Source organism: Streptomyces venezuelae, assembly GCF_008642335.1.
GTDB lineage: Bacteria > Actinomycetota > Actinomycetes > Streptomycetales > Streptomycetaceae > Streptomyces > Streptomyces venezuelae_F.
In genome coordinates, this window is record NZ_CP029191.1 from 7,161,174 (window position 1) to 7,187,184 (window position 26,011).

Annotated in this window: 18 protein-coding genes and 1 tRNA gene; 13 read left to right on the top strand and 6 right to left on the bottom strand. The window is 72.3% G+C overall.

What is annotated here, in order from left to right; genetic code table 11:
* Nucleotides 1-19 precede the first annotated feature (19 nt).
* From DEJ49_RS32015 to DEJ49_RS32055, 9 genes are all read left to right on the top strand, one after another.
* On the top strand, nt 20-1,012 hold the full coding sequence (locus DEJ49_RS32015; RefSeq protein ID WP_150187338.1) for an alpha/beta fold hydrolase: 993 nt from the start codon (nt 20-22) through the stop codon (nt 1,010-1,012).
* 65 nt (nt 1,013-1,077) lie between these two features.
* Entirely contained in the window at nt 1,078-1,458 is a 381-nt protein-coding gene (locus DEJ49_RS32020) for an MmcQ/YjbR family DNA-binding protein (RefSeq protein WP_150187339.1), read from the top strand.
* A 56-nt stretch (nt 1,459-1,514) separates the two neighbouring features.
* Nucleotides 1,515-2,849: an MFS transporter gene (locus DEJ49_RS32025; protein WP_317850487.1), complete on the top strand. Its 1,335-nt coding sequence runs from the start codon at nt 1,515-1,517 to the stop codon at nt 2,847-2,849.
* Between the two features lie 179 nt (nt 2,850-3,028).
* Nucleotides 3,029-3,102: transfer RNA gene (locus DEJ49_RS32030), tRNA-Pro, on the top strand.
* A 130-nt stretch (nt 3,103-3,232) separates the two neighbouring features.
* Nucleotides 3,233-3,481, top strand: coding sequence for a hypothetical protein (locus DEJ49_RS36910; RefSeq protein WP_150187340.1), 249 nt, complete (start codon nt 3,233-3,235; stop codon nt 3,479-3,481).
* 37 nt (nt 3,482-3,518) lie between these two features.
* Entirely contained in the window at nt 3,519-4,697 is a 1,179-nt protein-coding gene (locus DEJ49_RS32040) for a cytochrome P450 family protein (RefSeq protein WP_150187341.1), read from the top strand.
* Between the two features lie 190 nt (nt 4,698-4,887).
* Nucleotides 4,888-5,733, top strand: coding sequence for a DUF4232 domain-containing protein (locus tag DEJ49_RS32045; protein WP_150187342.1), 846 nt, complete (start codon nt 4,888-4,890; stop codon nt 5,731-5,733).
* A 176-nt stretch (nt 5,734-5,909) separates the two neighbouring features.
* On the top strand, nt 5,910-6,275 hold the full coding sequence (locus DEJ49_RS32050) for an SH3 domain-containing protein (RefSeq protein WP_150187343.1): 366 nt from the start codon (nt 5,910-5,912) through the stop codon (nt 6,273-6,275).
* Between the two features lie 170 nt (nt 6,276-6,445).
* On the top strand, nt 6,446-6,916 hold the full coding sequence (locus tag DEJ49_RS32055) for a hypothetical protein (RefSeq protein WP_150187344.1): 471 nt from the start codon (nt 6,446-6,448) through the stop codon (nt 6,914-6,916).
* Between the two features lie 78 nt (nt 6,917-6,994).
* On the opposite strand, the gene DEJ49_RS32060 is transcribed toward DEJ49_RS32055, so the two are convergent.
* Complete coding sequence (locus DEJ49_RS32060) at nt 6,995-8,212, bottom strand: sensor histidine kinase (protein WP_223833062.1); 1,218 nt, start codon at nt 8,210-8,212, stop codon at nt 6,995-6,997.
* A 132-nt stretch (nt 8,213-8,344) separates the two neighbouring features.
* Here DEJ49_RS32060 and DEJ49_RS32065 point away from each other — a divergent pair, with 132 nt between their 5' ends.
* Nucleotides 8,345-9,007, top strand: coding sequence for a response regulator (locus DEJ49_RS32065; protein WP_150187345.1), 663 nt, complete (start codon nt 8,345-8,347; stop codon nt 9,005-9,007).
* A gap of 17 nt (nt 9,008-9,024) precedes the next feature.
* Here the strand turns inward: DEJ49_RS32065 and DEJ49_RS32070 are convergent, their stop codons facing one another.
* The 4 genes from DEJ49_RS32070 to DEJ49_RS32085 form a co-directional block, all read right to left on the bottom strand.
* A complete protein-coding gene (locus DEJ49_RS32070) occupies nt 9,025-9,342 on the bottom strand; it encodes an acyl carrier protein (protein WP_150187346.1) in 318 nt (105 codons plus the stop codon).
* 44 nt (nt 9,343-9,386) lie between these two features.
* Nucleotides 9,387-11,783, bottom strand: coding sequence for a type I polyketide synthase (locus tag DEJ49_RS32075; RefSeq protein WP_150187347.1), 2,397 nt, complete (start codon nt 11,781-11,783; stop codon nt 9,387-9,389).
* A 101-nt stretch (nt 11,784-11,884) separates the two neighbouring features.
* On the bottom strand, nt 11,885-12,817 hold the full coding sequence (locus DEJ49_RS32080) for an alpha/beta fold hydrolase (protein ID WP_223833063.1): 933 nt from the start codon (nt 12,815-12,817) through the stop codon (nt 11,885-11,887).
* 42 nt (nt 12,818-12,859) lie between these two features.
* On the bottom strand, nt 12,860-13,726 hold the full coding sequence (locus DEJ49_RS32085; protein ID WP_150187348.1) for an SAM-dependent methyltransferase: 867 nt from the start codon (nt 13,724-13,726) through the stop codon (nt 12,860-12,862).
* Between the two features lie 208 nt (nt 13,727-13,934).
* Here DEJ49_RS32085 and DEJ49_RS32090 point away from each other — a divergent pair, with 208 nt between their 5' ends.
* Together DEJ49_RS32090 and DEJ49_RS32095 are read left to right on the top strand one after the other, a co-directional pair.
* Complete coding sequence (locus tag DEJ49_RS32090) at nt 13,935-15,470, top strand: DHA2 family efflux MFS transporter permease subunit (RefSeq protein WP_223833064.1); 1,536 nt, start codon at nt 13,935-13,937, stop codon at nt 15,468-15,470.
* 13 nt (nt 15,471-15,483) lie between these two features.
* On the top strand, nt 15,484-16,059 hold the full coding sequence (locus DEJ49_RS32095; RefSeq protein WP_223833065.1) for a TetR/AcrR family transcriptional regulator: 576 nt from the start codon (nt 15,484-15,486) through the stop codon (nt 16,057-16,059).
* 166 nt (nt 16,060-16,225) lie between these two features.
* On the opposite strand, the gene DEJ49_RS32100 is transcribed toward DEJ49_RS32095, so the two are convergent.
* Complete coding sequence (locus DEJ49_RS32100; protein WP_150187350.1) at nt 16,226-17,011, bottom strand: thioesterase II family protein; 786 nt, start codon at nt 17,009-17,011, stop codon at nt 16,226-16,228.
* 217 nt (nt 17,012-17,228) lie between these two features.
* Between DEJ49_RS32100 and DEJ49_RS32105 the strand changes: the two genes are divergently transcribed.
* Complete coding sequence (locus tag DEJ49_RS32105; protein WP_150187351.1) at nt 17,229-26,009, top strand: type I polyketide synthase; 8,781 nt, start codon at nt 17,229-17,231, stop codon at nt 26,007-26,009.
* Nucleotides 26,010-26,011: the final 2 nt, after the last annotated feature.

Consider the following 26,011-nt stretch of genomic DNA (forward strand, 5'->3'; position numbering starts at 1 on the left):
GCACCAGGGAGCCCGCGCGATGACCGACCGAGCCGACGACACCACCGCCAGCGCCACCGCCCCGACCCCCGCCTACACCGCGGGACTGCTCAACGCCGCGGACGGCGTGCCCGTGGCCACGTACACCTGGCTGCCCGCCGACGGCAGGCCCCGCGCGTACGTGCAGATCGCGCACGGAGCCGCGGAACACGCCCTGCGCTACGACCGCTTCGCCCGCCACCTGACCGAGCACGGCTACGGAGTGGTCGCCTCCGACCACCGCGGCCACGGCGCCACCGCCCAGGCCACCGGCGGCTACGGCGTGACATCCGAGACGGCGGGCCCCGACGACGCCGACAGCTGGCGGGCGATCGTCGACGACCTGAAGGCCATCGGCGACCAGGTGCGCACGCTGCACCCCGGCGCCCCGTTCTTCCTCCTGGGCCACAGCCTCGGCTCGATGCTCGCGCGGGACTACGCCCAGGAGTACGCCGACGGACTCGCCGGAGTGATCCTCTCCGGTACGTTCCGCTCGCTGCCCGGCGCCGAGATCGAGGGGTCCATCGCCCGCCTGGAACGCGAGGTGGCGGAACACGGCCGGGCCGCCCGCTCCTCGTACGTCTCCGAGCTCTTCGCCTCGTTCAACGACCCGTACGAGCACCGCACCGGGTTCGAGTGGCTCTCGCGGGACGAGGCCGAGGTCGACGCGTACGCCGCCGACGAACGCTGCGGATTCGCCTTCTCGGCGGGCCTCTCCCTGGACTGGGTGCGCGCCGTACGGAAGATCAACGACCCGCGCAACATCGCGCGCGTCCCCGCCGACCTGCCCATCCACGTCGCCGTCGGCGAGCAGGACCCCTGCAACCAGCGCATGACCCTCGTCCACGAACTCCTGGAGGACTTCCGCTACGCGGGCGCGGAGGACCTCACCTGGAAGGGCTACCCCGGCGCCCGCCACGAGATCCTGAACGAGACCAACCGCGCCGAGGTCCAGGAGGACTTGACGGCGTGGCTGGACAAGCGGGTGCTCTGACCCGGAGGAGGCGCGGAGGGGGCGCCGAAGGGTGATTGTCAGTGGCGTTAGCTACGGTTCATCGCATGTCGAAGTCCAGATCCCGCGCCCGTGCCCGCGTCACCTCAGATGACGTGCGCCGCATCGCGCTCGCCCTGCCGGAGACGGTGGAGAAGATCGCGTGGAGCATGCCCACGTTCCGGGTCGCCGGGAAGATGTTCGTGACGGTTCCCGACGACGAGACGTCCTTCGCCGTGCGCTGCCCGAAGGTCGAGCGCGACGAACTGGTCCTGGCCGAGCCGGACAAGTTCTGGGTCGCCGCCCACGAGGCGGGTTCGGCCTGGGTGCGGGTGCGCCTCGCTGCTCTGGACGCCGACGAGCTCACGGACATCCTGGCCGACTCCTGGCGCCAGGCCGCGCCGCCCCGACTCCTGGAGCTGCACCCCGAGTTGGGCGTGGTGGCATGATCCCACCGTTGCCGTAGGGAGGGGTGGGGGACGTGCCGAAGGGCTCGGGAGCGCGGGTGCGGGCGCAAGGGACAGGCGGCGGGGGAGAGCCGGGCGGCCTCGACGCCGACCGGGGCATCTGGTCCCGCGACTTCGGGCTGTTCTTCGCGGCCCGCGCCGTGGCGAAGCTCGGCGACACGATGCTGCCGGTCGCCCTGGCCGCCGGGCTCCTGAAGCACGGACACGGCGCCGGCGCGGTCGGCCTCGCGATGGCGGCCACGACCGTGTGCTTCGCAGGCCTCGTGATCTTCGGCGGGGTCTTCGCCGACCGCTTCAGCACACGCCTGCTGATGATCGGCGCGGACGTCGTCCGGCTCGGCACCCAGTCGCTCGCGGCGGTGTTCTTCTTCACCGGTCACGTCGTCCTCTGGCAGATCTGCGCGGTCGGTGCGGTCAACGGCGCGGCCGCCGCCCTCTTCCAGCCGGGCGTCGCCAGTACGGTCCCGCGCCTCGCCGCCGACGTGCAGAAGGCGAACGGGGCGATACGCGTGGCCGAGTCGACCGCGTCCCTCGCGGGACCGGCCACCGCGGGTGTCCTGGTCGGCCTGGCCTCGCCGGGCGCGGTCTTCGCCGCGCACGCGGCGACGTACGGCGTCAGCGCCCTCTGTCTCCTCCTCCTGCGACTGCCCCCGGCCCGCCCCGGATCCCAGCCGCACAGCGACGGCTTCCGCGCCGACCTGGTACAGGGCTGGCGCGAGTTCAGGTCCCGTACCTGGCTGTGGGGCGTCATAGCCGTCTTCGGCGTGCTGATGATCACGACCACGGGGCCGACCGTGCCGCTGGTGGCGACGCTCGTGGTCCAGGAGCACGGCTCCGGCGCGTACGGCCTGGTGAACTCCGCCCTGGGCGCGGGCACCGTCCTAGGCGGCCTCCTCGCCCTGCGGCTGCGCCCGCACCGCATGCTCCGCGCCGGGGCGACGGCGCTGGTCGCCTACGCCGCGTTCCCCGCGGCCGTCGGCGCCCAGCTGAGCGTGCCGCTGATGTCGGCGGGCGCGGCGATCGCGGGCGCGGGGGTCTCCTTCTGGGGCGTGATGTGGGCGACGAGCGTCCAGACGCAGGTCCCGCCGGACGTCCTCAACCGCATCCACGCCTACGACGTCGCCGGCTCCCTCGCCCTGCTGCCCGTGGGCCAGGCCCTCGCGGGCCCCGCGGCGACGGCCTTCGGCGCGGAGACGGTGCTGCTGACCGGCGGGGTGATGACGGTGGCGGTCTGTATCGCCCTCCTCGCGATCCCGGCGATCAGCGGCCTGGTCCGCGCGGACGCCCCGACGCTGTCGGGTCCGACGCCCTCGCCCCGCTCGCGCCGTGGGCGGGCGGCTGCGGAGAAGGCCGGGTCGGACACCGGCCGGTGATCCGGGTCACAGGAGCCCCGGACCCGTCGCCCCGGCGAGCCCGAGGTGCCGGGGGAGAGGCGGCTCGTTCACGCCCGTGCCCGCAGCCGACCCGCGAAAGGTGTGAGCGATCACCGGTCGGAGTGCGGTATTGTTTCGGTGCGCGTTCGGCCGGGGGAAACCCCAGGTCACACGGGCAACGGGACGTGGCGCAGCTTGGTAGCGCACTTGACTGGGGGTCAAGGGGTCGCAGGTTCAAATCCTGTCGTCCCGACTCGTGAGAGTCGCAGGTCAGGGGCCGTTTCAGAGGAATCTGGAGCGGCCCTCGATCATGTCCGGAGCGTGGTCGGTGCCCGGGGGAAAATCGCATGCCATGTGCAGCTGCGCCCGCCAGGATGAGGACCATGACTGGTGAGACGCCGTGGGGAGCCGGCGGGACGCCGAGCGATCCGGCCGTGCCGGGGCGGCTCCTCGACGGTGTCGAGCGTGAGCCGGGGAACGTCACCGCGCCGGTGCTCTGCGAGTCCGTCGACTCCGGTCTGCTGGACACCACGCTGGAGAGCTTCGACCTGCACTACGCGGTCAAGACGACACTCAATCCCGGGCCGAAGGACACCGGCTGGATGACGGAGGAGCAGAAGGCGGGCGGATGATCAACGGGCAGCTTCTTCAGGGCAATGGCGGCACGGCATGACCGACTCGACGCAGGACCCGGCCTTCCTGCGGAATCCGTACCCGGCCTACGCGGCCATGCGGTCCGCCTGCCCGGTGCGGCCCGTGCCCAACGGATCCGGTGGGCGCACCAGTTACCTGATCACCGGCTATGCCGAGGCCCGCGAAGCGCTGGTCGACCCGCGCCTGTCGAAGGACACGGCCGCCTTCTTCGCGGGCAAGGGGTCGAGCCGCCGCCTGCACCCTGCGGTGGCCCACACGATGCTCGCCAGCGACCCGCCCCGGCACACGCGGCTGCGCAAGCTGGTGACCGCGACGTTCACGACCGGGGCCGTCGGCAAGCTGCGTCCGTTCATCGCACGCACCACGGACGAGCTGCTGGACCAGTGGCCGGACGGCGGGGAGTGCGACGTCGTGGCGGGCCTCGCCGTGCCGCTGCCCGTCATGGTGATCTGCGAGCTGCTCGGCGTCCCGCAGGCCGACCGGCCCGACGTCCGGCGCTGGTCGGCGGAGCTGTTCGCGGCCGGAGCGCCGGACGTCATCGACGCGGCGTCCCACGCGATGGCCGACTACATGACGGACCTGATCGCCGCCAAGCGCCGGACACCCGGCGACTCGCTCCTCGACCGGCTCATCGCGGCCCGCGACGGGGACGACCGCCTGAGCGAGGAGGAACTGGTCTCCCTCGCGGTGCTGCTGCTCGTCGCCGGACACGAGACGACCACGAACTTCCTGGGCAACGCCGTCCTGGCACTGCTCCAGCACCCGGCCGAGCTCGCCCGCCTCCGCGACGACCCCGACGGCATTCCCGGCGCGCTGGACGAGCTGCTCCGCCATGACTCTCCGGTGAGCACGGCGACGTTCAGGTTCACCACTGAGGCGGTCACGTTCGGCGGCACCGACATCCCGGCCGGCGTGCCGGTGCTGGTCGCGCTCGGAGCGGCGAACCGTGACCCGGCCCGCTTCCCCGCACCGGACTCGCTCGACCTGAACCGAGACGCTTCCGCGCACCTCGGCTTCGGCCACGGGATCCACCGCTGCGTCGGCGCCCCCCTCGCCAAGGCCGAGGCGGAGATCGCCCTGCGAGCGGTGCTCACCCGCTTCCCCGCGCTCCGGCCAGCCGTCCCGCCCGACCGCCTGACCTGGCGCCGCACCCGCCTCGTCCGCGGCCTCGCGTCGCTGCCGGTCCTGACGTGACCGCGCCGGTCGGAACCGCCGCCACACCCTTACCCCGTACCGCAGTCCGCCGATGTGGCGCGCGGGCGGGGTGCTGGGAGAATGAGTGGTGGTGTTCAGGCAACCGCTGCTTCTGATCGACCGATCGCAGCGGAACGAACCAACTCTCCGTCCGGCAGGGTTCTCCCTGGGCGGGCACGGAGGTACTCCCATGAGCAGTTACGGACGTACGCGTCGTATCACCCGTACCACCGCCCTGGCCGCCGCCGCGGCCGTCGCCGCGCCGATGGCGCTTCTGGCGGCAGCCGGAAACGCTTCCGCGGCCACTCCCACCTGCCGGACGGACCAGCTGAAGGCGTCGTGGACCGACAAGGGCACGGCCAAGTCCGACTCGCCCACGGGTGAGCAGGAGATGGCCGTGGTGGAGCTGAAGAACTCCGGCTCCGAGACCTGCACCCTCAAGGGGCAGCCCGGCGTCACCCTGACCCAGAAGGGGCAGGACAGCGAGACGCTGCGCGAGAGCAGCAAGTCCAAGGAGAAGCTGGTCTCCCTCGACCCGGGCAAGAGCACGACGTTCACTCTCGTCTTCCTCAGTGAGAAGGACGAGCCGAAGCAGGGCTTCACGCCCGAGACCGCCGTCGTGACTCCTCCCGGCAACAAGGACACCGTCGACCTGCCCTGGAAGTGGGGACCGGTCACCAAGCAGGAGAGCGCCACCCACCCGGGCAACTGGGTCGGGCCCGTCGGCGCGAGTGTCCAGCTGTCCGGGGAGGAGGGCGGTGGCAAGAGCGCCGCCACGAAGAACGTCGACTGCGGCACTGGCTGGCACGGGCTGAGCGTCCGCGCCGTCACCACGCACGGCAAGGGCGCCTGCCCCACGGCGCACAAGGTCACCGACGCGTACGGCAAGGCCCTGGACGCGAAGACGAAGCCGCCGGTCACCGTGACCGTGAACGGCGCGGCCTGGAAGTGCGACGAGAAGCAGGGCAAGGTCAACCCCTACCAGGAGTGCGTCAGCACGAAGGAACAGGGCGAGAAGGTGCACCTGCTCTCCTGAGGCGGCGCCACGCGCCCGTGCCGCCGCGCCGAACGAGCTCCTGCAATCCGGTGACCGGGCGCGTGTCGGGCGTCGGGTCACATCCTGATTCCCGCCCAGCACCTACGTTTTTCTCCGCAGTGCAGACCGGGTTTTCTCGGAGGAAACTCGGCGCTTCGCCAAGGAGAATAAACGGCATGATGTTTCGAAATGCAGTGAGCGGCTGCCTGGCGGTCGCCCTCGCCTCCGTCGCCTTCACCGGTATCGCGCAGGCGGACACCCAGCACGTGCGGGACTCCGGCACCTCGGTCGCGGCACCGGCCGCCAAGCCGGTCAAGGGCACCGTCACCTCGCGGCTCGGAGTCAACGTACGGCAGTACCCGACCTCCAAGTCGAAGGTCGTCGGGACCTACCGCTACCGTCAGGTCATCGACCTGACCTGCAAGAAGACCAACGGTCAGCCGGTCAACAACAACCGCGTCTGGTACAAGGTCAACAAGCCCAACGGCTGGGTCACCGCCGCCTACGTCAAGAACCACGCCCCAGTGCCGCTCTGCAAGTAGGCGGGCAGTCGCACTTTCTTCGGCCGGGCGCTCCATGCGCCCGGCCGAAGCCATATTGTCCTTTTGGTCAATGGAGACTGGCCTTTTTGGCGACGCGCTCGACGGTGTCCGACTCGTAGCGTTATGGGTGTCGGAGGAAAGGAAAAAAGACTTTTCCTCGCCGTAGAGAAATGAGCAATTCAATGCGCCACTTCACGTCTCGCCGCACGATCCGTACCACCGCCGTCACCCTTGGTGCCGTCGTCGCCCTGGGCGCCCCCGCCGCGGCCTTCGCCGCCGACCAGCCCGCCGGTGCGGACCAGAGCGTCAGCGCGTCCGTCGTCGCCAAGCGGAAGCTCGTCAAGACCCAGCGCCTCGTCGACGGCTCGGTCGGCAAGGGGTACAAGGCCGACATCACGTCCAAGGGCAGCCGCGTCGGCACGATCAACGGGCGCGGTGAGATCACCTACGGCGAGACGGGCGGCCTCGGCGCCGTACACGCCAAGATGACCCCGAACGGCAAGGTCACTTCGTGGCTGACCAGCCCCAAGCCGAAGCCGGGTGCCGCGCCGGAGGACCGGCAGCAGGACGACAAGCGCCAGGACGACGTCGACCCGCAGCCCCAGCCGCTGCCGGAGGACGCCGCCCCCGCCGGAGTGTGAACGGTTGAGACAGCGACGGCATGAGGACAGTGGTGTGCTACCCCGCGGGGGCGGCACACCACTGTTGTCGCCGACTCGTCACAGCGCGGAACGCGTCGCAGGACGCAGCGGCAGGACAGCGACGTTCTGCCAGCCGCCTCCCGGCAGCGGCCCCGTCCGCAGGCTGCCGCCCATCGCCGCCGCCCGCTCCCGCATCCCCTCGATGCCGAAGCCGCCGCCCTTGGCCCGCTCCGGCAGCGCCGCCGCGTTGCGCCCGTCGTCGACGATCTTCAGCTCCAGGTCGGAGTCGACCGTCGTGAGGGTGATGCGCACGTGCCGGGCGTCGGCAGCGTGCTTGCGTACGTTGGTGAGCGCCTCGCGGACGATGCGGTGCACACCCGCCGTCACGTCGGGCGGCAGACGGTCCTCGACGCCGGGCTCGATGTACAGGGAGATGTCCGGGCAGCCGTCACCGGTGAAGTCGGCGACCAGCTTCCGTGTGTCCGCCAGGCTCGCCACGGGTGCCGTCGTCACGGGCCTGCCCGGATCGGCACGCCGCATCACGGCCACGAGGCGTCGCATCGCCCCGAGAGCTTCCGTCGCCTCCCGCTCGATGCGTTCCAGCAGGGCGGCCGTCTCTTGCGGGCTCTGCGCGTTCGGCGCACCGTCTTCCGGGTCCTGCGCGGCGAAGCGCGCGGCCTTGGTCTGTACGACGATGCCGGTGACGTGATGCGCGACCACATCGTGCAACTCGCGGGCGAGTTCGCGCCGCTCGGCGGCGCGCAGGGCATCGAGGTCCCGTACGCGCTGCTCCGACTGCGTGCGCAGCAGCAGCGAGAAAGCCGCGACGATCACCGTGATGAGCGTGATCGCCAGCGTCCATTCGTGCGGGTCCGAGTCGCGGGCCGGAATCGCGATGCAGGCCACCGCCAGGGGAGGCCCCAGGATCGCCGCGGCCTGGTCGGAGCCCCGCCACACCGTGCCCACCAGCAACAACAGGAGCGCGACGAGCTCGCCCACGCCCCAGGCCCCGGCGGCCGCGTCGTCGCTCGCGAGGAGGAAGAGCGTGGTCGTCCACGAGGCGACCACCGCCACGCTCGCCCTGAGGGTGCGCGAGACGCTCTCCAGCGGAACCGCACACAGACTGGCCACCACAGCGGAACCGACGGCGAACGCGTTCTGCAGCGGCGGCAGCCGTTCCAGCAGGACGTCGTCGACCACGGTCAGGGACAGCAGGAAGGCCGCCACCGCGCACTTCTGCGCCGTGGACCAGGACGGGTGATCCGCCCCCCAGTCCGAGAGACGCTTCAGGAGCACGTGACGAGCCTAGGAAAGGTGCCGCGGGCCCGCTCCTTCTGCCGCGTCGGCCGTCACCCGAACGGACGGCACCGCGCGTCACCGCGACGCCGGTCGCCCTAGCGTTGCAGGAGTCGAAAGGGTGGTTCGCGCATGGCGATCAGCGTGGTCATCGCCGACGACCAGGACATGGTCCGCATGGGCTTCCGGATGATCCTGGAGAAGAGCCCGGGCATCGAGGTCCTCGCCGATGTGGCGGACGGCGACGCGGCGCTGGAGACGGCACGCCGCCTCCGGCCGGACGTGCTGCTCGCCGACATCCGTATGCCCGGGATCGACGGCCTGGAGGTCACGCGCCGGTTGTGCGCGGAGGCGGCGACCCCCGAGGAGTGCAGGCCCCGGGTGCTGATCGTCACGACCTTCGACGACGACGAGTACGTCCGTAAGGCGCTGCACCATGGCGCCAGCGGATTCCTGCTCAAGGACGCGAGCCCCGAACTGCTCGTGGAGGCCGTGCGTGCGGCGGCGGCGGGCGACTCGCTGATCTCGCCGGCCATCACCGTACGGATGCTCAAGGACTGGACGTCCGCCGGTCCTGCCGTGAGCCGGCAGCCGACGGAGGAACTCACCGACCGCGAGCGGGACGTCGTGCGGCTGCTGGCCAATGGGATGACGAACGCCGAGATCGCCGGCGAGCTGTTCGTCTCCCAGTCGACCGTCAAGGCGCACCTGGCTCACGTGCAGACGAAACTCGCCGCCCGCAACCGCGTCGAGATCGCCGTGTGGGCCTGGGAGAGCGGTCTGGCCCGCGGTTGAGGCGGCATCCAGGGGGGCTACGCGGTCGTGTGGGCGAGTTCCTGGCCGAGGTGGTGGGCGAGCTGGGCCGGGGTCGGGTTCTCGACGATGGCGACCATCGCGATCTCCATGCCGGTCAGCGTCATCAGGGTCTTGGTGAGTTCGAGGGCGGTGAGGGAGTTGAGGCCGTTCTCCAGGAAGTTGCTGTCGTCGCTCAGCGTGGTGTTGAGCAGGTTGCCGGCCTGCGTGCGGATGGTGTCGGTGAGGAGCTTCTCGCGCTCCTCGGGGGTGGCCGCGGCGAGCTGCCTCTCCAGCTCGGTGGCGTCCTGGCCGGGCGTATTGTCGGTGCTGGTCATGAATGCTCCTGTGTGAGTGGGGTGTTGACGTGTCACACCGTGTGTCACACCGCGGTGTGCGTGGTGTGGTCGTGCAGCCAGTAACGCGTGGCCTGGAAGGGGTACGTCGGGAGGTCGACGGTCCGGGGGCGCGGCGTGCGCCGGGTGAGCGGCGTCCAGTCGACCGCGGCGCCCGAGGTGTACAGCCGCGCGAGCGCCGTAAGAACCGTGCGCGCGGCCGGTGTTGAGGGAGAGAAGGCGCTCAGGTCGAGGAGGGTGTGGGTCTCGGGGGCGTGACCGGGGTCGTGGTGGGCGGAGGCGAGGTGGTGGTGCCAGTAGCCGGGGGAGGACACGGGGGTGTCGGCCGGGGCGGTGCCGGTGAGTGCGAGCGTCGCGGGCCGGAACGTCAGGTCCTTCAGCACCGCTTCGTACGCCTCGGGCGTGGGCGACGCGCCTTCCCCCGTGGCCGTGAAGTGGGCCGCGGCCAGGCGGCACGCGTCGTCGAGGGAAAGGACGCCCGCGGCGTAGGCGGCGGCGATGTGGCCGGTCCCGGTTCCGGACACCGTATGGGCGTGCACCCCGGCTTCCAGCAGCATGTGGGCGAGTGCCGTGTGCAGCGCGAAGTGCGGGGGCTCGGAAGCCGTGGCCGGGAGGGGCGCGGGGAGGTGGGCGTCGAGGAGGGTCCGGATCTCCTCGTAAATCTCCGCGAAGAGGGGGAAGGCCGCGGCGAGGTCGGCGGCCGCTGTCTCGGTGCCTGCGGCGGGTGTGCCGTCGAAGTGCCAGGCGATCTTCTTGGGGGTGCCGTCTGCGGGGGTACGGGTCAGGTCGGGGTGGTCGTCACCGGTAGCCAGCGCGCGGGCCGCGGTGAGGAGACCGGTGGTGTCCGTGCCGGTGAGGACGGCTCGGTGCTCCAGGGGGCTTCGGGTGGCGGCGAGGGAGTGGGCGACCTCGGCGGGCGAGGGCGAGGGGTCGGCGGCCGCCAGGTGGGTGACGAGCGCCTTCGCCTGCTCCTGGAGGGCTTCGGGGGTACGTGCGGACAGGGGCCAGGCCACCGGGAGTGCGGGGACCGCTGCCTCGGTGGCCGGTGCGGCGGGAGCGTCCGGGGCCGGGGGCTCTTCGAGGATGAGGTGGGCGTTCGTGCCGGACGTGGCGAAGGCGGAGATGCCGACCCGGCGAGGCTCGTCGCGGCGCGGCCAGTCCACGGCCTCGGTGAGGAGCCGGACCGCACCCTTCTTCCAGGCGGCGAGCGGGGTGGGCCGGTCGACGTGGAGCGTCGGCGGCAGCGTGTCGTGCCGGAACGCCTGGACCATCTTGATGAGCGCCGCGGTACCGGCGGCGCCCTGCGTGTGCCCGGTGTTGGACTTGACGGAGCCGAGCCACAGGGGCCGCTCGGGGGAGCGGCCCGCGCCGTAGGTCGCGAGGAGCGCCTGCACCTCGATGGCGTCGCCGATGGGCGTCCCCGTCCCGTGTGCCTCGACGGCGTCGACCTGGTCGGGGGTGAGCCCGGCGTCGGCGAGCGCGGCACGGATGACGTGCTGCTGGGAGGGGCCGTTGGGGGCCGCGAGGCCGTAGCCCGCGCCGTCCTGGTTCACCGCGGAGCCGCGGATGACGGCGAGTACGGGATGGCCGTTGCGCCGTGCGTCGCCGAGCCGTTCGAGGAGGACCAGACCGACCCCCTCGCCCAGTCCCATGCCGTCCGCCGCGGCCGCGAACGGCTTGCAACGCCCGTCCGGCGCCAGGGACTTCTGATGCGCGAAGGCATGGAAGGTGTGCGGCGTCGACATCACGGTGCCGCCGCCCGCCAGGGCGAGCCGGCACTCCCCGCGGCGCAGCGCCTGGCAGGCCAGGTGCAGGGCGACCAGGGAGGACGAGCAGGCCGTGTCCACGCTGATGGCGGGGCCTTCGAGGCCGAGGGCGTACGCGATGCGGCCGGAGACGAGACTGCCGGAGGTGCCGCCGCCCAGGTAGGGCAGCAGCTCGTCGGGCGCGGTCTCCAGACGTGTCGCGTAGTCGTGCCCGGTGGCGCCCACGTAGACGCCGGTGAGGGTGGAGCGCAGGGTGTGCGGGGCGATGTGGCCGCGCTCGACGGTCTCCCAGGCGAGGTGGAGCATGAGCCGCTGCAGGGGCTCGGTCGCCACGGCCTCGGCCGCGCCGATGTCGAAGAAGCCCGCGTCGAAACCGGCCGCGTCGTCGAGGAAACCGCCGAGTTGCGCGTACGGGGGATCCTCGGGGAGCTCCCATGTGCGGTCGTCGGGGAAACCGGTGACGGCGTCACGCCCCTCCGACACCAGGTCCCACAGGTCGTCCGGGGTGCGGGTCTTGCCGGGGAGCCGGCAGGCCGCCGAGACGACGGCGATCGGCTCGCGCTGCGCGGCCCGGAGGTCACGGAGCTGCTGCTGGGTCCGGTGCAGCTCGGCGGTCGTCCACTTGAGGTATTCGACGAGCTTCTCTTCGTTCGCCACGGGAATCGCCGGCCTTCCTCTTCTCGCGCGTGAAGCCTCAGGTGGGACGGTGTGGGCAGGCGGGAGCCGCACGCTGTCGGTGTCAGGGTTGCCGCGGCTGCTTAAGCGGGTCTAACTCCCGCCTTGCCGCGGGGACGCGGCTCTCTCGCGTACGCCGTCACCTCGGCGGACTCCGTCACCTCGCGGGCGAGGAGGAGGAGGTCGGCGGCGATCTCGTCGGGCGCTCCCGCGTGCAGATCGTGGTCGGAGCCCGGATACCAGCGCACGCTCACCCGGTCCAGGGCGGCCTCGGCCGCGGCGACCCAGGCACGCACCTGGTCGGAGAGTTGGGGGATCGCCGGGATGAGGGGGAGCAGCCGGACCGGCACGGTGATCCTCGGGTACCAGTCGGCGGGGGCCTCGCGCTGCAGGCTCTCGACGATCGACATGACCTGTTCCGAGGTCATGCGGGGGATGAGGAGGCCATCCGGGCCGACGCGGTAGTCCGCGAGGCGCGCCTCGATGGAGGTCGACGACCACTCGGGGTGCGTGGCCTTCAGGTAGGCGCGCATATCGGCGGCGCTCGTGGTGCCCTGCTGCGCGCGCCGCACCACGTCGGCGGTGCGCTCCCAGAAGGCCCGCATCACCGGCCCGTCGAACTCGTACCAGCCGCCGTCGATCAGCGCCAGACCGGCCACCAGGTCGGGGCGTTCGGCCGCCAGGCGCAGCGCGAGGTGCGCGCCCCAGGAGTGCCCGGCCACCAGCGCGCCGGACAGTCCGATGCCGGTGACCGCCTCGACCAGGTCCGTGACGACGGCCGCGTTCTCGTAGCCGTCCGCCGGCGCGTCCGACTCGCCGTGGCCGCGGTGGTCGACGGCGTAGACCGGGTGCCCGGCGGCGGCGAGCCGGGTGGCGACCTCGTCCCACATGCGGGCGTTCGACAGCATGCCGTGCAGCAGCAGGAACGGACGCCCCGCGGCGCCCGGTCCGCCCGCGGGCAGGTGCCGGACGTTGAGGGAGACGGTCCGCGACACGGGGATGCGGAGGTTCTTCACAGGCGGGCCCCTGAGGAGTCGTCGAGTCGTCTGTTCGGCGGGTCAGGGGCGCTGTGCGGTGGCGAAGATGTAGCCGAGTTCGGGCATCTTGCCGAGGGCGGCCTGGTTGTGCAGGAAGAGTTCGTAGCCCTCGACGCCGATGATGTCGACGTACTCGTCGCGGTGGGCGCGGATCCACTCGACGTACCCGTCGTACGTCTTGGCGGTCTCGCTGGTGATGTCGGTCAGTTCGAGGACCGTCCAGCCGGCGGCGCGGAAGATGTCGGGGTAGTCCCCGATGTCGGTGAGCGCGGCGTAGATCGTGGTGTCGCTGACCGTGGCGGTGCGCGGCTTGCTCGGGTCGGGGTTGAGGTACACCATGTCGGCGATCGGCATGCGGGCGCCGGGCTTCACGACGCGGCGGGCCTCGGTGAGGACCTGCTGCTTGTCGGGCATGTGGAGCATGGACTCCAGGGCCCAGCAGTGGTCGAACGACGCGTCGTCGAACGGCAGGTTCATGGCATCCACCTGCTCGAACCGGACCCGGTCGGCGAGACCGGCCTCCCGCGCCCTGCGGTTGCCGCGCTCGACCTGGCGGGCGCTCACGGAGATGCCGACGACCTCGACGTCCCGTGCGCGGGCCAGCTGCATCGCGGGGGTGCCGTTGCCGCAGCCGATGTCCAGGATGCGGTCGCCGGGCGCGGGGTCGAGGCGGCGGATCATCTCGTCGGTCATCTGGACCATGGCCTGGTCGAATGTGGCCTCCTGTCGGCCGCTGTCGAACCAGTAGCCGTAGTGCAGGTTGCCGTCTCCGAGCTGGGTCATCAGGTCGAAGACCTTGTGGTCGTAGTAGTGGCCGATGTCGCTCGGTTCGGGGGCGACGGTCTTGTTCACCGTCGGGGGCTTCTTGGTCGTCGCGTTGTTCGTCACCACCTCAGCGTCACGGCGCCGCACGCGCTGTCACAACCCCACCCCTGCCCCTCAACAGCCCCTAGGGCGCTCTCCGGCCCACCCCTAGGAGAGAGGCCTCCGGACGCCTTCTCTTGACGCGTTCCATACGGAACCCCTGGTACCACGAGATAAAAAATGAGAGTACGCTCCGACTAGATATTGAGCTCTCTTTAGGAGGTCGACTCTCGTGTCAGCAGATCTGGGTGCGCGGCGGTGGTGGGCCGTCGGGGCTCTCGTGCTCGCGTCGATGGTCGTGGGCTTCGACGTGACGATCCTGAGCCTGGCGCTGCCCGCCATGGCCGACGATCTGGGTGCGAACAACGTCGAGCTGCAGTGGTTCGTGACCTCGTACACGCTCGTGTTCGCGGCGGGAATGATCCCCGCGGGCATGCTCGGTGACCGGTTCGGGCGTAAGAAGGTGCTGCTGGCCGCGCTGGTGATCTTCGGCATCAGCTCGCTGGGCTGTGCCTACGCCCAGGACTCCGGCACGTTCATCGGCGCACGTGCGGTGCTCGGCCTGGGTGCCGCGCTGATCATGCCGACGACGCTGTCGCTGCTGCCGGTGATGTTCTCCGACGAGGAGCGCCCCAAGGCCATCGGCGCCGTGGCGGGCGCCGCGATGCTGGCCTATCCGCTCGGCCCGATCCTGGGCGGCTACCTCCTCAACCACTTCTGGTGGGGCTCCGTCTTCCTGATCAACGTGCCCGTGGTGATCCTCGCCTTCCTGGCGGTGTCGGCCTGGCTGCCCGAGTCCAAGGCCAAGGAGGCCAAGCCCTTCGACGTGGGCGGCCTGGTGTTCTCCAGCGTGGGTCTCGCCGCGATGACGTACGGCGTGATCCAGGGCGGCGAGAAGGGCTGGACCGACGTCACCACCCTCGTGCCGACCCTGGGCGGCATGCTCGCCATCGTGGTCTTCGTTTTCTGGGAGAAGCGGGTGGCCGATCCGCTGGTCGACCTCTCGCTGTTCCGCTCGGCCCGGTTCACCTCGGGCACCGTGCTCGGCACCGTCATCAACTTCACGATGTTCGGCGTGCTGTTCACGATGCCGCAGTACTACCAGGCGGTCCTCGGCACCGACGCGATGGGCAGCGGTTTCCGGCTCCTGCCGATGGTCGGCGGCCTCCTCGTCGGTGTGACCGTCGCCAACAAGGTCGCCAAGGCCCTCGGCCCGAAGACCGCGGTCGGCATCGGCTTCGCGCTCCTCGCCGCCGCCCTCTTCTACGGCGCGACGACCGACATCGACAGCGGCACCGGCCTCGCCGCCGCGTGGACGGCGGCGTACGGCCTCGGCCTCGGCATCGCCCTGCCCACCGCCATGGACGCGGCACTCGGCGCGCTCAACGAGGACGCCGCCGGCGTCGGCTCCGGCGTCAACCAGTCCATCCGTACCCTCGGCGGCAGCTTCGGCGCGGCCATCCTCGGCTCCATCCTCAACTCCGGCTACCGCGGCAAGCTCGACCTCGACGGAGTCCCCGAGCAGGCACACGGCGCCGTCAAGGACTCCGTGTTCGGCGGCCTCGCCGTGGCCAGGGCGATCAAGAACAACGGGCTCGCCGAGTCGGTGCGGACCGCGTACGTCCACGCCCTGGACGTGGTCCTCGTCGTCTCCGGCGGCCTGGGACTGCTCGGCGTGCTCCTCGCGGTGGTGTGGCTGCCCCGCAGTGTTGGTCAGAGCACCCCGAAGCCCGCAGAATCTGAGCATGAAGCAGCAGACGCAGTCTGACCAGGGCAGAACCGTGCCTGGACTGAGAGAACGCAAGAAAGCCAGGACCAAGGCCGCGATCCAGCGGGAGGCGGTGCGCTTGTTCAGGGAGCAGGGCTACACCGCCACGACCATCGAGCAGATCGCAGAAGCCGCCGAGGTCGCCCCCAGCACCGTCTTCCGCTACTTCGCGACCAAGCAGGACCTGGTCTTCTCACACGACTACGACCTGCCCTTCGCCATGATGTTCCAGGCCCAGTCGCCCGACCTGACACCGATCCAGGCCGAACGACAGGCCATCCGTTCGATGCTGAACGACATCTCCGAGCAGGAACTGGCCCTGCAGCGCGAACGCTTCGTGCTCATCCTCTCCGAGCCGGAGCTCTGGGGGGCCAGCCTGGGCAACATCAGCCAGACCATGCAGCTCCTCGGCGAACAGGTCGCCAAGCGGGCCGGGCGCGATCCGGGGGACCCCGCGGTCCGCGCCTACACCGGGGCCCTGTTCGGCGTGATGCTGCAGGTCTCCCTTGACTGGGCGAACGATCCGGAGATGGACTTCGCGGCCACTCTGGACCAGGCGCTCTTCTGCCTGGAAGACCTGCGTCCCTGATGTCGTACGCGACAGCCCACGGCGGGCGGTTGCGTACGAAGTAGGACGACCGCGCGCGGCCACCGCCCCCCGGCTGCCGCGTCCGGTCCAACCTGGCGTGCTCCGGCTTCCCTCGACGGAGCACGCCAGGGGTCTTTCCGGGCCGCGCACGCTCTCCCTCCCGCCGTTACGCTCCGACGGCCGCTGTCAGCGCCGCGGCCACGATCGACGCAACCTGCTCCTGACAGGCGTCGAGGTAGAAGTGACCGCCCGGCAGCACCCGGAGATCGAACTCCGCACTGGTACGCTCCCGCCACGTGCCGGCCTCCTCCGGCGAGGTCCGCTCGTCGGCGTCACCGATCAACGCCGTGATCGGGCAGTCCAGACGCTCAGGACCCGGCGCCTCGTACGTGGCGACCGCCCGGTAGTCGGCCCGCAGCGAGGGCAGGATCAGCTCCTGCAGCTCCGGGCTCCGGAAGAACCGCTCGTCGGTGCCGCCCATCGCCCGCAGATGCGCCAGGATGTCCGCGTCGTCCAGGGCCCCGGACCGCCCGGCGGGACGGTAGGGGCGGGCGAGCCCGCCGGAGGCGAACAGGTGCACGGGGCCGGTTCCGCCGGGGCCGGAGTCCCGCAGGCGCCGCGCCACCTCGAACGCCACGATCGCGCCCAGACTGTGCCCGAGCAGGGCGAACGGCGTTCCGTCGGACGGCAGTTGCTCCACGACCCCGTCGGCGAGCGCGGCCACCGACTCCAGACACGGCTCCTTGTGCCGGTCCTGCCGCCCCGGATACTGCACGGACAGCACGTCGATGCCGGGCGAAAGCAGCCCGGAGAGGCCGAACCAGTAACTCGCCGAGCCACCCGCGAACGGGAAGCAGATCAGCCTCACCGGTGCCGCGGCGGAGTCGTGGTACCGCCGCAGCCACACCCCGGCCCCCGTGTTCCGCGGCGCCTGCGCAGTGCCCCTGTCCATCGCTCTCCCTCTCGTGCCGGTGCCCTTCCGGCCCCGATGCTGGCCGCGACCCATAGCGCCCGTCTAAAGCGGCGGACGGCTAGCCGGGGTTTGGTTCGCCTTTAGAGAACCCGCTCACGATGAGCCCGGTACGCGAAGCGATCTCCGATTTCGGACCGGGAGCGCCGTTGATGTTTTCTGGCAGCCAGTTGTTCCGCGGTCGAACGCAGCTGACGTGATGGCCACGTCGCCGTCCGGCGCGAGCGCGGGCCCCGAACCGATCGCGGTCGTCGGGATGGCCTGCCGGCTGCCCGGAGCACCCGACCCGGCGGCGTTCTGGCGGCTGCTCAGCGAGGGCCGCGGCGCCGTGCGCGACACCCCGCCCGAGCGGCGGCGCACCGATTCGGGCCTGCGCGGACCGGGCGGCTACCTGGACCGGATCGACGGCTTCGACGCACCCTTCTTCCACGCCGGCCCGCGCGAGGCCGAGGCGATGGACCCGCAGCAGCGGCTCCTCCTCGAACTGAGCTGGGAAGCGCTGGAGGACGCCGGCATCCCCGCGCCCGCCCTGGCCCGCAGCCGCACCGGCGTCTTCGTCGGCGCCCTCTGGGACGACTACGCCGACGTCCTGAACCGCGCCACGCGGAACGCCGTCACCCGGCACACCATGACCGGCGTCCACCGCAGCATTCTGGCCAACCGCATCTCGTACGCGTACCACCTGACGGGCCCGAGCCTCACCGTCGACACCGCACAGTCCTCCTCGCTCGTCGCCGTGCACCTGGCCTGCGAGAGCATCCGGCGCGGCGAGTGCGAGACCGCGTTCGCGGGCGGCGTCAACCTCATCTGCTCGCCCCGCTCCACCGCGCTCGCCGAGGCCCGCTTCGGCGGCCTCTCGGCCACGGGCCGCTGCCACACCTTCGACGCACGCGCCGACGGGTTCGTGCGCGGCGAGGGCGGCGGGCTCGTGGTGCTCAAACCGCTCGGGGCCGCGCAGCGCGACGGCGACACCGTGTACTGCGTCATCAGCGGAAGCGCCGTCAACAGCGACGGAGCGACGGACGGACTCACGCTGCCCAGCGGGCAGGCGCAGCGCGACGTGGTGCGCATGGCCTGCGGCCGGGCCCGAGTGACGCCCGACCAGATCCAGTACGTCGAACTCCACGGCACGGGTACGCCCGTCGGGGACCCGATCGAGGCGGGCGCGCTCGGCGCCGCGCTCGGTCAGGACGGGGCGCGCACCGAACCGCTCACCGTCGGCTCCGCGAAGACGAACGTCGGCCACCTGGAGGCGGCGTCCGGGATCGTCGGGCTCATCAAGACGGCGCTGAGCATCCACCACCGCAAGCTGGCACCGAGCCTCAACTTCGACACACCCAACCCGGCCATCCCGCTGGCGGACCTCGGTCTGACCGTTCAGCGGGAAGCCGGGGAGTGGCCGCGCCCCGAGCGGCGGCTGATCGCCGGGGTGTCGTCGTTCGGGATGGGGGGCACGAACGGGCACGTTGTGGTGGCTGAGGCGCCTGTGGTGGAGGGGTCTGCCGATGCGGGGCTCCGTTCCGCGGAGCCTGCCTCCGTGGCGCGGCGGCCGGCCCTCGTCCCGTGGCCCGTGAGCGCCCACAGCGCCTCCGCGCTGCCCGCCCAGGCCGCACGCCTGCGCGCACACCTCGCCGCGCACCCGGCCACCCCCGACGCCACCCGCATCGGCCACGCCCTCGCCACCACCCGCGCCCCCCTCGCCCACCGCGCGGTCCTGCTCGGCGGCGACACGGCCGACCTGCTCGGCTCCCTGGACGCGCTGGCGGCGGGTGACGAGAGCGCCGCCGTGATCCGCGGCGAGGCGGTCCCCGACGGCAAGACGGCCTTCCTCTTCAGCGGGCAGGGCGCACAACGTCCGGGCATGGGACGTGAGTTGTACGCGGCGCATCCGGTGTTCGCCGACGCGCTCGACGAGGCGTTCGCGGCACTGGACGTCCATCTGGAGCGGCCGCTGCGCGAGATCGTCCTCGGCGAGGACGCCGAACGGCAGGGGCTGCTCGACCGGACCGAGTACACCCAGCCCGCGCTCTTCGCGATCGAGACGAGCCTGTACCGGCTCACCGCCGCCCACGGCCTCACCCCCGACTACGTACTCGGCCACTCCGTCGGCGAGATCGCCGCCGCACACGTGGCCGGTGTCCTCTCCCTGGCGGACGCGAGCGCCCTGGTCGCCGCCCGCGGACGGCTCATGCAGGCGGTGAGGGCACCCGGCGCGATGGCCGCATGGCAGGCGACCGCGGACGAGGCGGCGGAACTGCTCGCAGGGCACGAGGAGCGGGCCGCCGTGGCCGCCGTCAACGGCCCCGAATCCGTCGTGGTCTCCGGCGACCGCGACACGGTCGAGGAGCTGACGCTCGCCTGGCAGGCATACGGCCGCAAGGCCCGCCGACTCAAAGTCAGCCACGCCTTCCACTCGCCGCACATGGACTCCGTCCTCGACGAGCTGCGCGCCGTCGCCGCGGGACTGACGTTCCACGCGCCGGTCATCCCCGTCGTCTCCAACGTCACCGGCGAGCTCGTGTCGGCGGACGGCACCGAACAGGCCGACCCCGAGTACTGGGCACGGCACGCACGCGAGCCCGTGCGGTTCCTCGACGGGGTGCGCGGGCTGTGCGAGCGAGGGGTGACGACCTTCGTCGAACTCGGCCCGGACGCACCGCTGTCGGCGATGGCGCGGGAGTGCTTCCCCGCGGCCGATTCCGTGGACGGCGGTCCGGGCAGCGGTTCAGGCCGTCCGCGCCCCGCCGCGGTGGCCGCGTGCCGGCGCGGGCGCGACGAGGCGCACACGTTCATGGCGGCGCTGGCACAGGCGTACGTGCGGGGCGCCGATGTCGACTTCACCGCCGCGTACGGTTCGCTCGGCGACACGGAGCGCGTGAGCCTGCCCACGTACGCCTTCCAGCGGAAGCGGTACTGGCCCGAGGCGGAACCGGCCGAGTACCGCGAGGTGCGGGAGCCCTCCGCGCCCGAGGAGAGCGGGCCGCGCCCGGTCGGCGGCGCGCGGACCGACCTCGCCGAACGGCTCGCCGCGCTCTCCGTCGCCGACCAGGAACGCACCCTGCTCGGCCTGGTCGCCAAGCAGATCGCCGTCGTGCTCGGCGGCACCTCGGCGACGGTCGAAACGGCCCGTACGTTCAAACAGTCGGGCTTCGACTCGATGGCGGCGGCCGAGCTGAGCGAACGGCTCGGCACGGTCACCGGGCTGCCGCTGCCCGCCACCCTCACCTTCGACCACCCGACACCGCTGGCCGTCGCGGGGTATCTGCGCGCGCGGCTGACCGGAGCGGGCGGCGAGGACCTCGCGCGACCCGCGGGCCGCCCCGCCCCCGGCCCGTCCGGCACGGACGACGATCCCATCGCCATCGTCGCCATGAGCTGCCGCTACCCGGGCGGCGCCGGTACGCCGGAGGACCTGTGGCGGCTGCTCGCCGACGGCGCCGACGCGATCGGCGCGTTCCCCACCGACCGCGGCTGGGACCTGGAGCGGCTCTTCCACCCCGACGCTGACCGGTCCGGCACCAGCTCGACGCGGCAGGGCGGCTTCCTGTACGAAGCCGCCGACTTCGACGCCGAGTTCTTCGACATCAGCCCGCGGGAAGCGCTGGCTGTCGACCCGCAGCAGCGGCTGCTCCTCGAATGCGCCTGGGAGGCCTTCGAACGGGCGGGCCTCGACCCCCGGGCGCTCAAGGGCAGCCCCACCGGCGTCTTCGTCGGCATGACGGGCCAGGACTACGGCCCCCGGCTGCACGAACCGTCCCGGTCCACCGACGGCTACCTGCTCACCGGCAGCACCCCCAGCGTGGCATCGGGCCGCCTCTCGTTCAGCTTCGGCCTGGAAGGGCCCGCGCTGACGGTCGACACGGCATGCTCCTCGTCCCTGGTCACCCTCCACCTGGCGGCGCAGGCGCTGCGGCGCGGCGAGTGCGACCTGGCGCTCGCCGGGGGCGCCACCGTCCTCGCCACGCCGGGCATGTTCACCGAGTTCTCGCGGCAGCGCGGCCTCGCCCCCGACGGGCGCTGCAAGCCGTTCGCGGAGAGCGCCGACGGCACGGGCTGGGCCGAGGGCGTCGGCCTCGTACTCCTCGAACGCCTCTCCGAGGCGCGGCGCAAGGGGCATGAGGTCCTCGCGGTGATCCGCGGTTCAGCCGTGAACCAGGACGGCGCGAGCAACGGCCTGACCGCGCCCAACGGCCCCTCGCAGCAGCGTGTCATCCGTGCCGCGCTCGCGGACGCGCGCCTCGCGGCCGACGAGGTGGACGCCGTGGAGGCACACGGCACCGGCACCACGCTGGGCGACCCGATCGAGGCACAGGCGCTGCTCAACACGTACGGTCAAGGCCGTTCGCCCGAGCGGCCGTTGTGGCTGGGCTCGGTGAAGTCGAACATCGGCCACACGCAGGCCGCCGCCGGAGTCGCCGGTGTCATCAAGATGGTGCTCGCGCTCCGGCACGACCTGCTCCCCGCGACCCTCCACGTCGACGAGCCGAGCGGGCACGTCGACTGGTCGTCGGGCGCGGTACGGCTGCTCACCGAGCCCGTCGTCTGGCCCCGCGGCGACCGTCCGCGCCGGGCGGCGGTGTCGTCGTTCGGCATCTCCGGGACGAACGCACACCTCGTGCTCGAAGAGGCGCGGCCTCAGGAGGCCCGAACAGCCGTTGAATCGGCCGACGCCGGGGCCGGGGCGGCGGACGGCGTGGTGCTGCCGTGGGTGGTCTCCGGACGCAGCGGTGAGGCGCTGCGTGAACAGGCCCGCAGGTTGGGCGAGTTCGTCGCGTCGGGCGGTCCTGGTGGGACCGCGTCCGTCACGGAGGTGGGCCGGGCGCTGGCCACGAAACGGTCGGTGTTCGAGCACCGGGCCGTGGTGGTGGGCCGGGATCGGGATGCGTTGACGGACGGTCTTGAGGCGTTGGCGTCCGGTGCGGTGTCGCCGGGTGTGGTGTCCGGGGTGGCGTCGGGTGATGTGGGTCCTGGGCCGGTGTTGGTGTTTCCGGGGCAGGGGTCGCAGTGGGTGGGGATGGGGGCTCAGTTGTTGGATGAGTCTCCGGTGTTCGCCGGGCGGATTGCTGAGTGTGAGCAGGCGCTGTCGGCGTACGTTGGCTGGTCGTTGCGAGAGGTGTTGCGCGGGGACGGGCGTGAGCTGGCGCGGGTCGAGGTCGTGCAGCCGGTGCTGTGGGCCGTCATGGTCTCCCTCGCCGCGGTGTGGGCCGACCAGGGGATCACCCCTGCGGCCGTCGTCGGGCATTCGCAGGGTGAGATCGCCGCGGCGGTCGTGGCGGAGGCGCTCACGCTGGAGGACGGCGCCAAGATCGTGGCGCTGCGCAGCCGTGCGCTGCGGCAGCTCTCCGGTGCGGGCGCGATGGCTTCGCTCGGCGTGGGGCAGGAGCGGGCCGCCGAACTCGTCGAGGGGCGGCCGGGGGTGGGCATCGCGGCCGTCAACGGCCCGTCGTCCACCGTCATTTCGGGTCCGCCCGAGCAGGTCGCCGCGGTCGTCGCGGACGCCGAGGCGCGTGGACTCCGGGGCCGCGTCATCGACGTGGACTACGCCTCGCACAGCCCGCAGGTCGACACCATCACCGACGAACTGACCCGCATTCTGGCTGGCATACGTCCCGTCCAGGCCCCCGTGGCGTTCTACTCGGCGGTGACCGGCACCCGTATCGACACGACCGGGCTCGATACGGACTACTGGGTCACGAACCTGCGCCGCCCGGTCCGGTTCGCCGACGCGGTCTCGGCGCTCCTCGCCGACGGGCACCGGGTCTTCATCGAATCCAGCAGCCATCCGGTGCTGACGCTCGGCCTCCAGGAGACGTTCGAGGAGGCCGGGGTCGACGCCGTCACCGTTCCCACGCTCCGGCGCGAGGACGGCGGCCTGTCCCGCCTCGCCCTCTCGCTGGCCCAGGCGTTCGTGGCGGGCTGCGCGGTGAAGTGGGAGGGCTGGTTTCCCGGGAGCGGGGCGGTCGGCAGCCCGGCGCTGCCCACGTACGCCTTCCAGCGGCGCCGCTACTGGCTGGAGGCGTCCGGCGGCAGCCAGGACGCGGCCGGCCTCGGTCTCGCCGCGGTCGGGCACCCGCTGCTCGGTGCGGCGGCGGAACTCGCCGAGGGCGACGTACGGCTGCTCACCGGCCGTATCAGCGGGCACAGCCACCCGTGGCTCACACAGCACACCCTCTTCGGCACCGCCGTCGTGCCCGCCTCCGTGCTCGCGGAGTGGGCGCTGCGCGCCGCCGACGAGGTCGGTTGCGCGGGTGTCGAGGACCTGACGCTTCAGGCGCCTCTGGTGCTGCCCGACACGGGGGGCGTGCAGGTGCAGATCGTGGTGGGGGCGGCCGACGGGGACGGCGGGCACCGGGACGTGCGCGTCTACGCCCGTCCTGACGACGAGGATGCTCTCGCCGGAGGCGGTGGGGGGTGGACGTGTCATGCGTCGGGGCAGCTCGTCGCCGAGTCCGCGGGCGTGGACGCGCGTGACGGGGACGATTTGGGTGGGGCGTGGCCGCCTGCTGGTGCCGAATCCGTCGACCTGAGCGACTTCTACGAGCGGGCCGCCGCGAGTGGTGTGGGTTACGGACCGGCCTTCACGGGACTGCGCGGCCTGTGGCGGCGGGGTGAGGAACTGTACGCCGAGGCGGCACTGCCTCAAGAGGCCCCGGACGGAACGGGGTTCGGCCTGCATCCGGCGCTCCTCGACGCCGCACTGCACCCCGCCCTCCTGGTCGAGCCGCCGGCCGGGGCCGAGCAGGTGTGGCTGCCGTTCAGCCTGACCGGGGTGTCGCTGTGGGCCACGGGTGCGACGTCCGTACGTGTCCGCCTCACGCCGTCGGGCGAGGACGGACCGCTCCCGGAAGGTTCGGGCCGGAGCTGGCGGGTCGCGGTGAGCGATCCGACGGGGGCGAAGGTGCTGACCTGCGAGGGGCTTGCCGTGGTCGCGGCGGGGCGCGGGGTGTTGCGGGGCGCCGGGCGGGGTGCGGCGTCCGATCTGTATGCGTTGCGGTGGGTGCCGGTGGCGGTGCCTGTGGCGGGTCGGAAAGCACAGTCGGCGGGCGGTGGGGTCTCGACGGGGGAGCTTCCGTCGGGGTGGGTCCGTCTGGGCGACGGTGGGTACCGCGATCTGGACGCTTTGTGCGCGGCCGTCGACGCGGGGGCACCGCTTCCGTCCGTCGTGCTTTCCGACGTGGTGGGCGTAGGGGCGAGTGAGGCTCCGGCCGCGGTGGAGCGTACCGCCGCGCTCCTGGACCGCTGGCTCGCCGACGCCCGCTTCGCCGACGCACGTCTGGTGCTGCTCACGCACGGCGCGGTCGGCGGGGACGACGGCGCGCTGCCCGACCCGTCGGCCGCCGCGGTGCGCGGCCTCGTCCACCAGGTGCAGGCCGACCATCCGGGCCGTTTCCTCCTCGTCGACGCGGAAGCCGAGGGTGGGGTGGAAGGGCCGGTCCTGGAACGCGTCGTGGCAGCGGCCGTGGACGGCAACGAACCTCAACTCGCCCTCCGGGGCGGCCAAGTACTGGCCCCCCGGCTTCACGCCACCGCCCCGACGATGACGTCCGTGACGCCAACGTCCATGAACACGCGGGCACTTGACCCGGACGGCACGGTGCTCCTCGTCGGCTCGGCCGGGGCGCCCGTCGCCGCCCTCGCGGCACACTTGGTGCGCGGCGAGCAGTGCGGACATCTGCTGATCCTCGCCGAGGACGAACTCGGCCTGGACGCGGACGAGTTGCGGGCGGCGGGTGCCGTCGTGCACTCGGACGTCCTCGACCCCACAAACCCTGCCGCGCTCACAGAAGCCGTCGCCGCCGTCGGCGCGGACCACCCCCTCACCGGAGTCATCCACGTCACCGGCGCCTCGACGGGCGGTTCGTTCGCGGACGGGTGGGCAGCGAGGGCAGCCGTCACCGCGGCCCTGGACGCCGCGACGGCACACCTTCCCCTCGCCCTCTTCGCCGTACTGTCCCCGGCCGGCGCGGATCTGGGCATCCCGCGGTCCGCGGCGGACGCCGCGGCCGACGCGTTCCGCGAGGCACTCGCCCTGCGCCGGCACACCGCCGGTACGACGAGCGTCGCCCTCGCCTACGCCCTGCCGCCCACCGACGAGAGCCCCGACTCGCCCCACGTACCCGGCGTCAAGGCCCCCGAGCCCGACAAGCTCCCCGCCCTCCTGGACGCGGCCCGCGCACATGCGGGCACCCCCCTCGTCGGGGCCCGCCTGGCCCCTCGCACACTGGCCTCCGCAGACCCCGACGTCCTCCCCGCCCCGCTCCGCGGACTCGCCGCGCCGCGCGCGCAGGCCCGGCGTACCGCCGCCGACCGCACGCCGCCCACGGACTGGTCGGCACGCCTGGCCTCCCTGTCCGCCGCCGAACAGCTCCGGCTGCTCACCGAGGCGGTACGCACCCACGCCGCCGCGGTCCTCGGCCGCACCGACCCGGAGGCGCTGCGCGGCGACGCCACGTTCAAGCAGCTGGGCCTGGACTCGCTGACGGCCGTCGAGCTGCGCAACCGGCTCGTGGCGGACACGGGGCTGCGCCTGCCCACGGCCCTCGTCTTCCGCCACCCCACACCGGCCGCCGTCGCCACCCATCTGCGCGAGCGTCTGACCGCCGGTGGCGAGCGCCCCAACGGCGGCAAGGCAGCCGCCCCGGCATCGGCCGGACCGCCTGCGCCGGACGCGGTGCTGGACGACCTCACCCGCATGGAGAGCAGCCTCGCCACCCTGGCGACCCGGTTGCCCCACGGCGAGTCGGGCGAGATCACCAGCCGCCTGGAGGCGCTCCTCGCCCATTGGAAGGCCGCGAACGTCACGGCGGACGGCACGCCGAGCGGCACGAACAACACCTCAAGGAACGGCACGTCGGACGACGACAGCGCCGCCGACCGGCTCAAGGTCGCATCCGCCGACCAGATCTTCGACTTCATCGACAACGAGCTGGGTGTCGGGCCCGACACCTCGCGCGCCACCCCCACTCCGAAGGCCGGGTGACC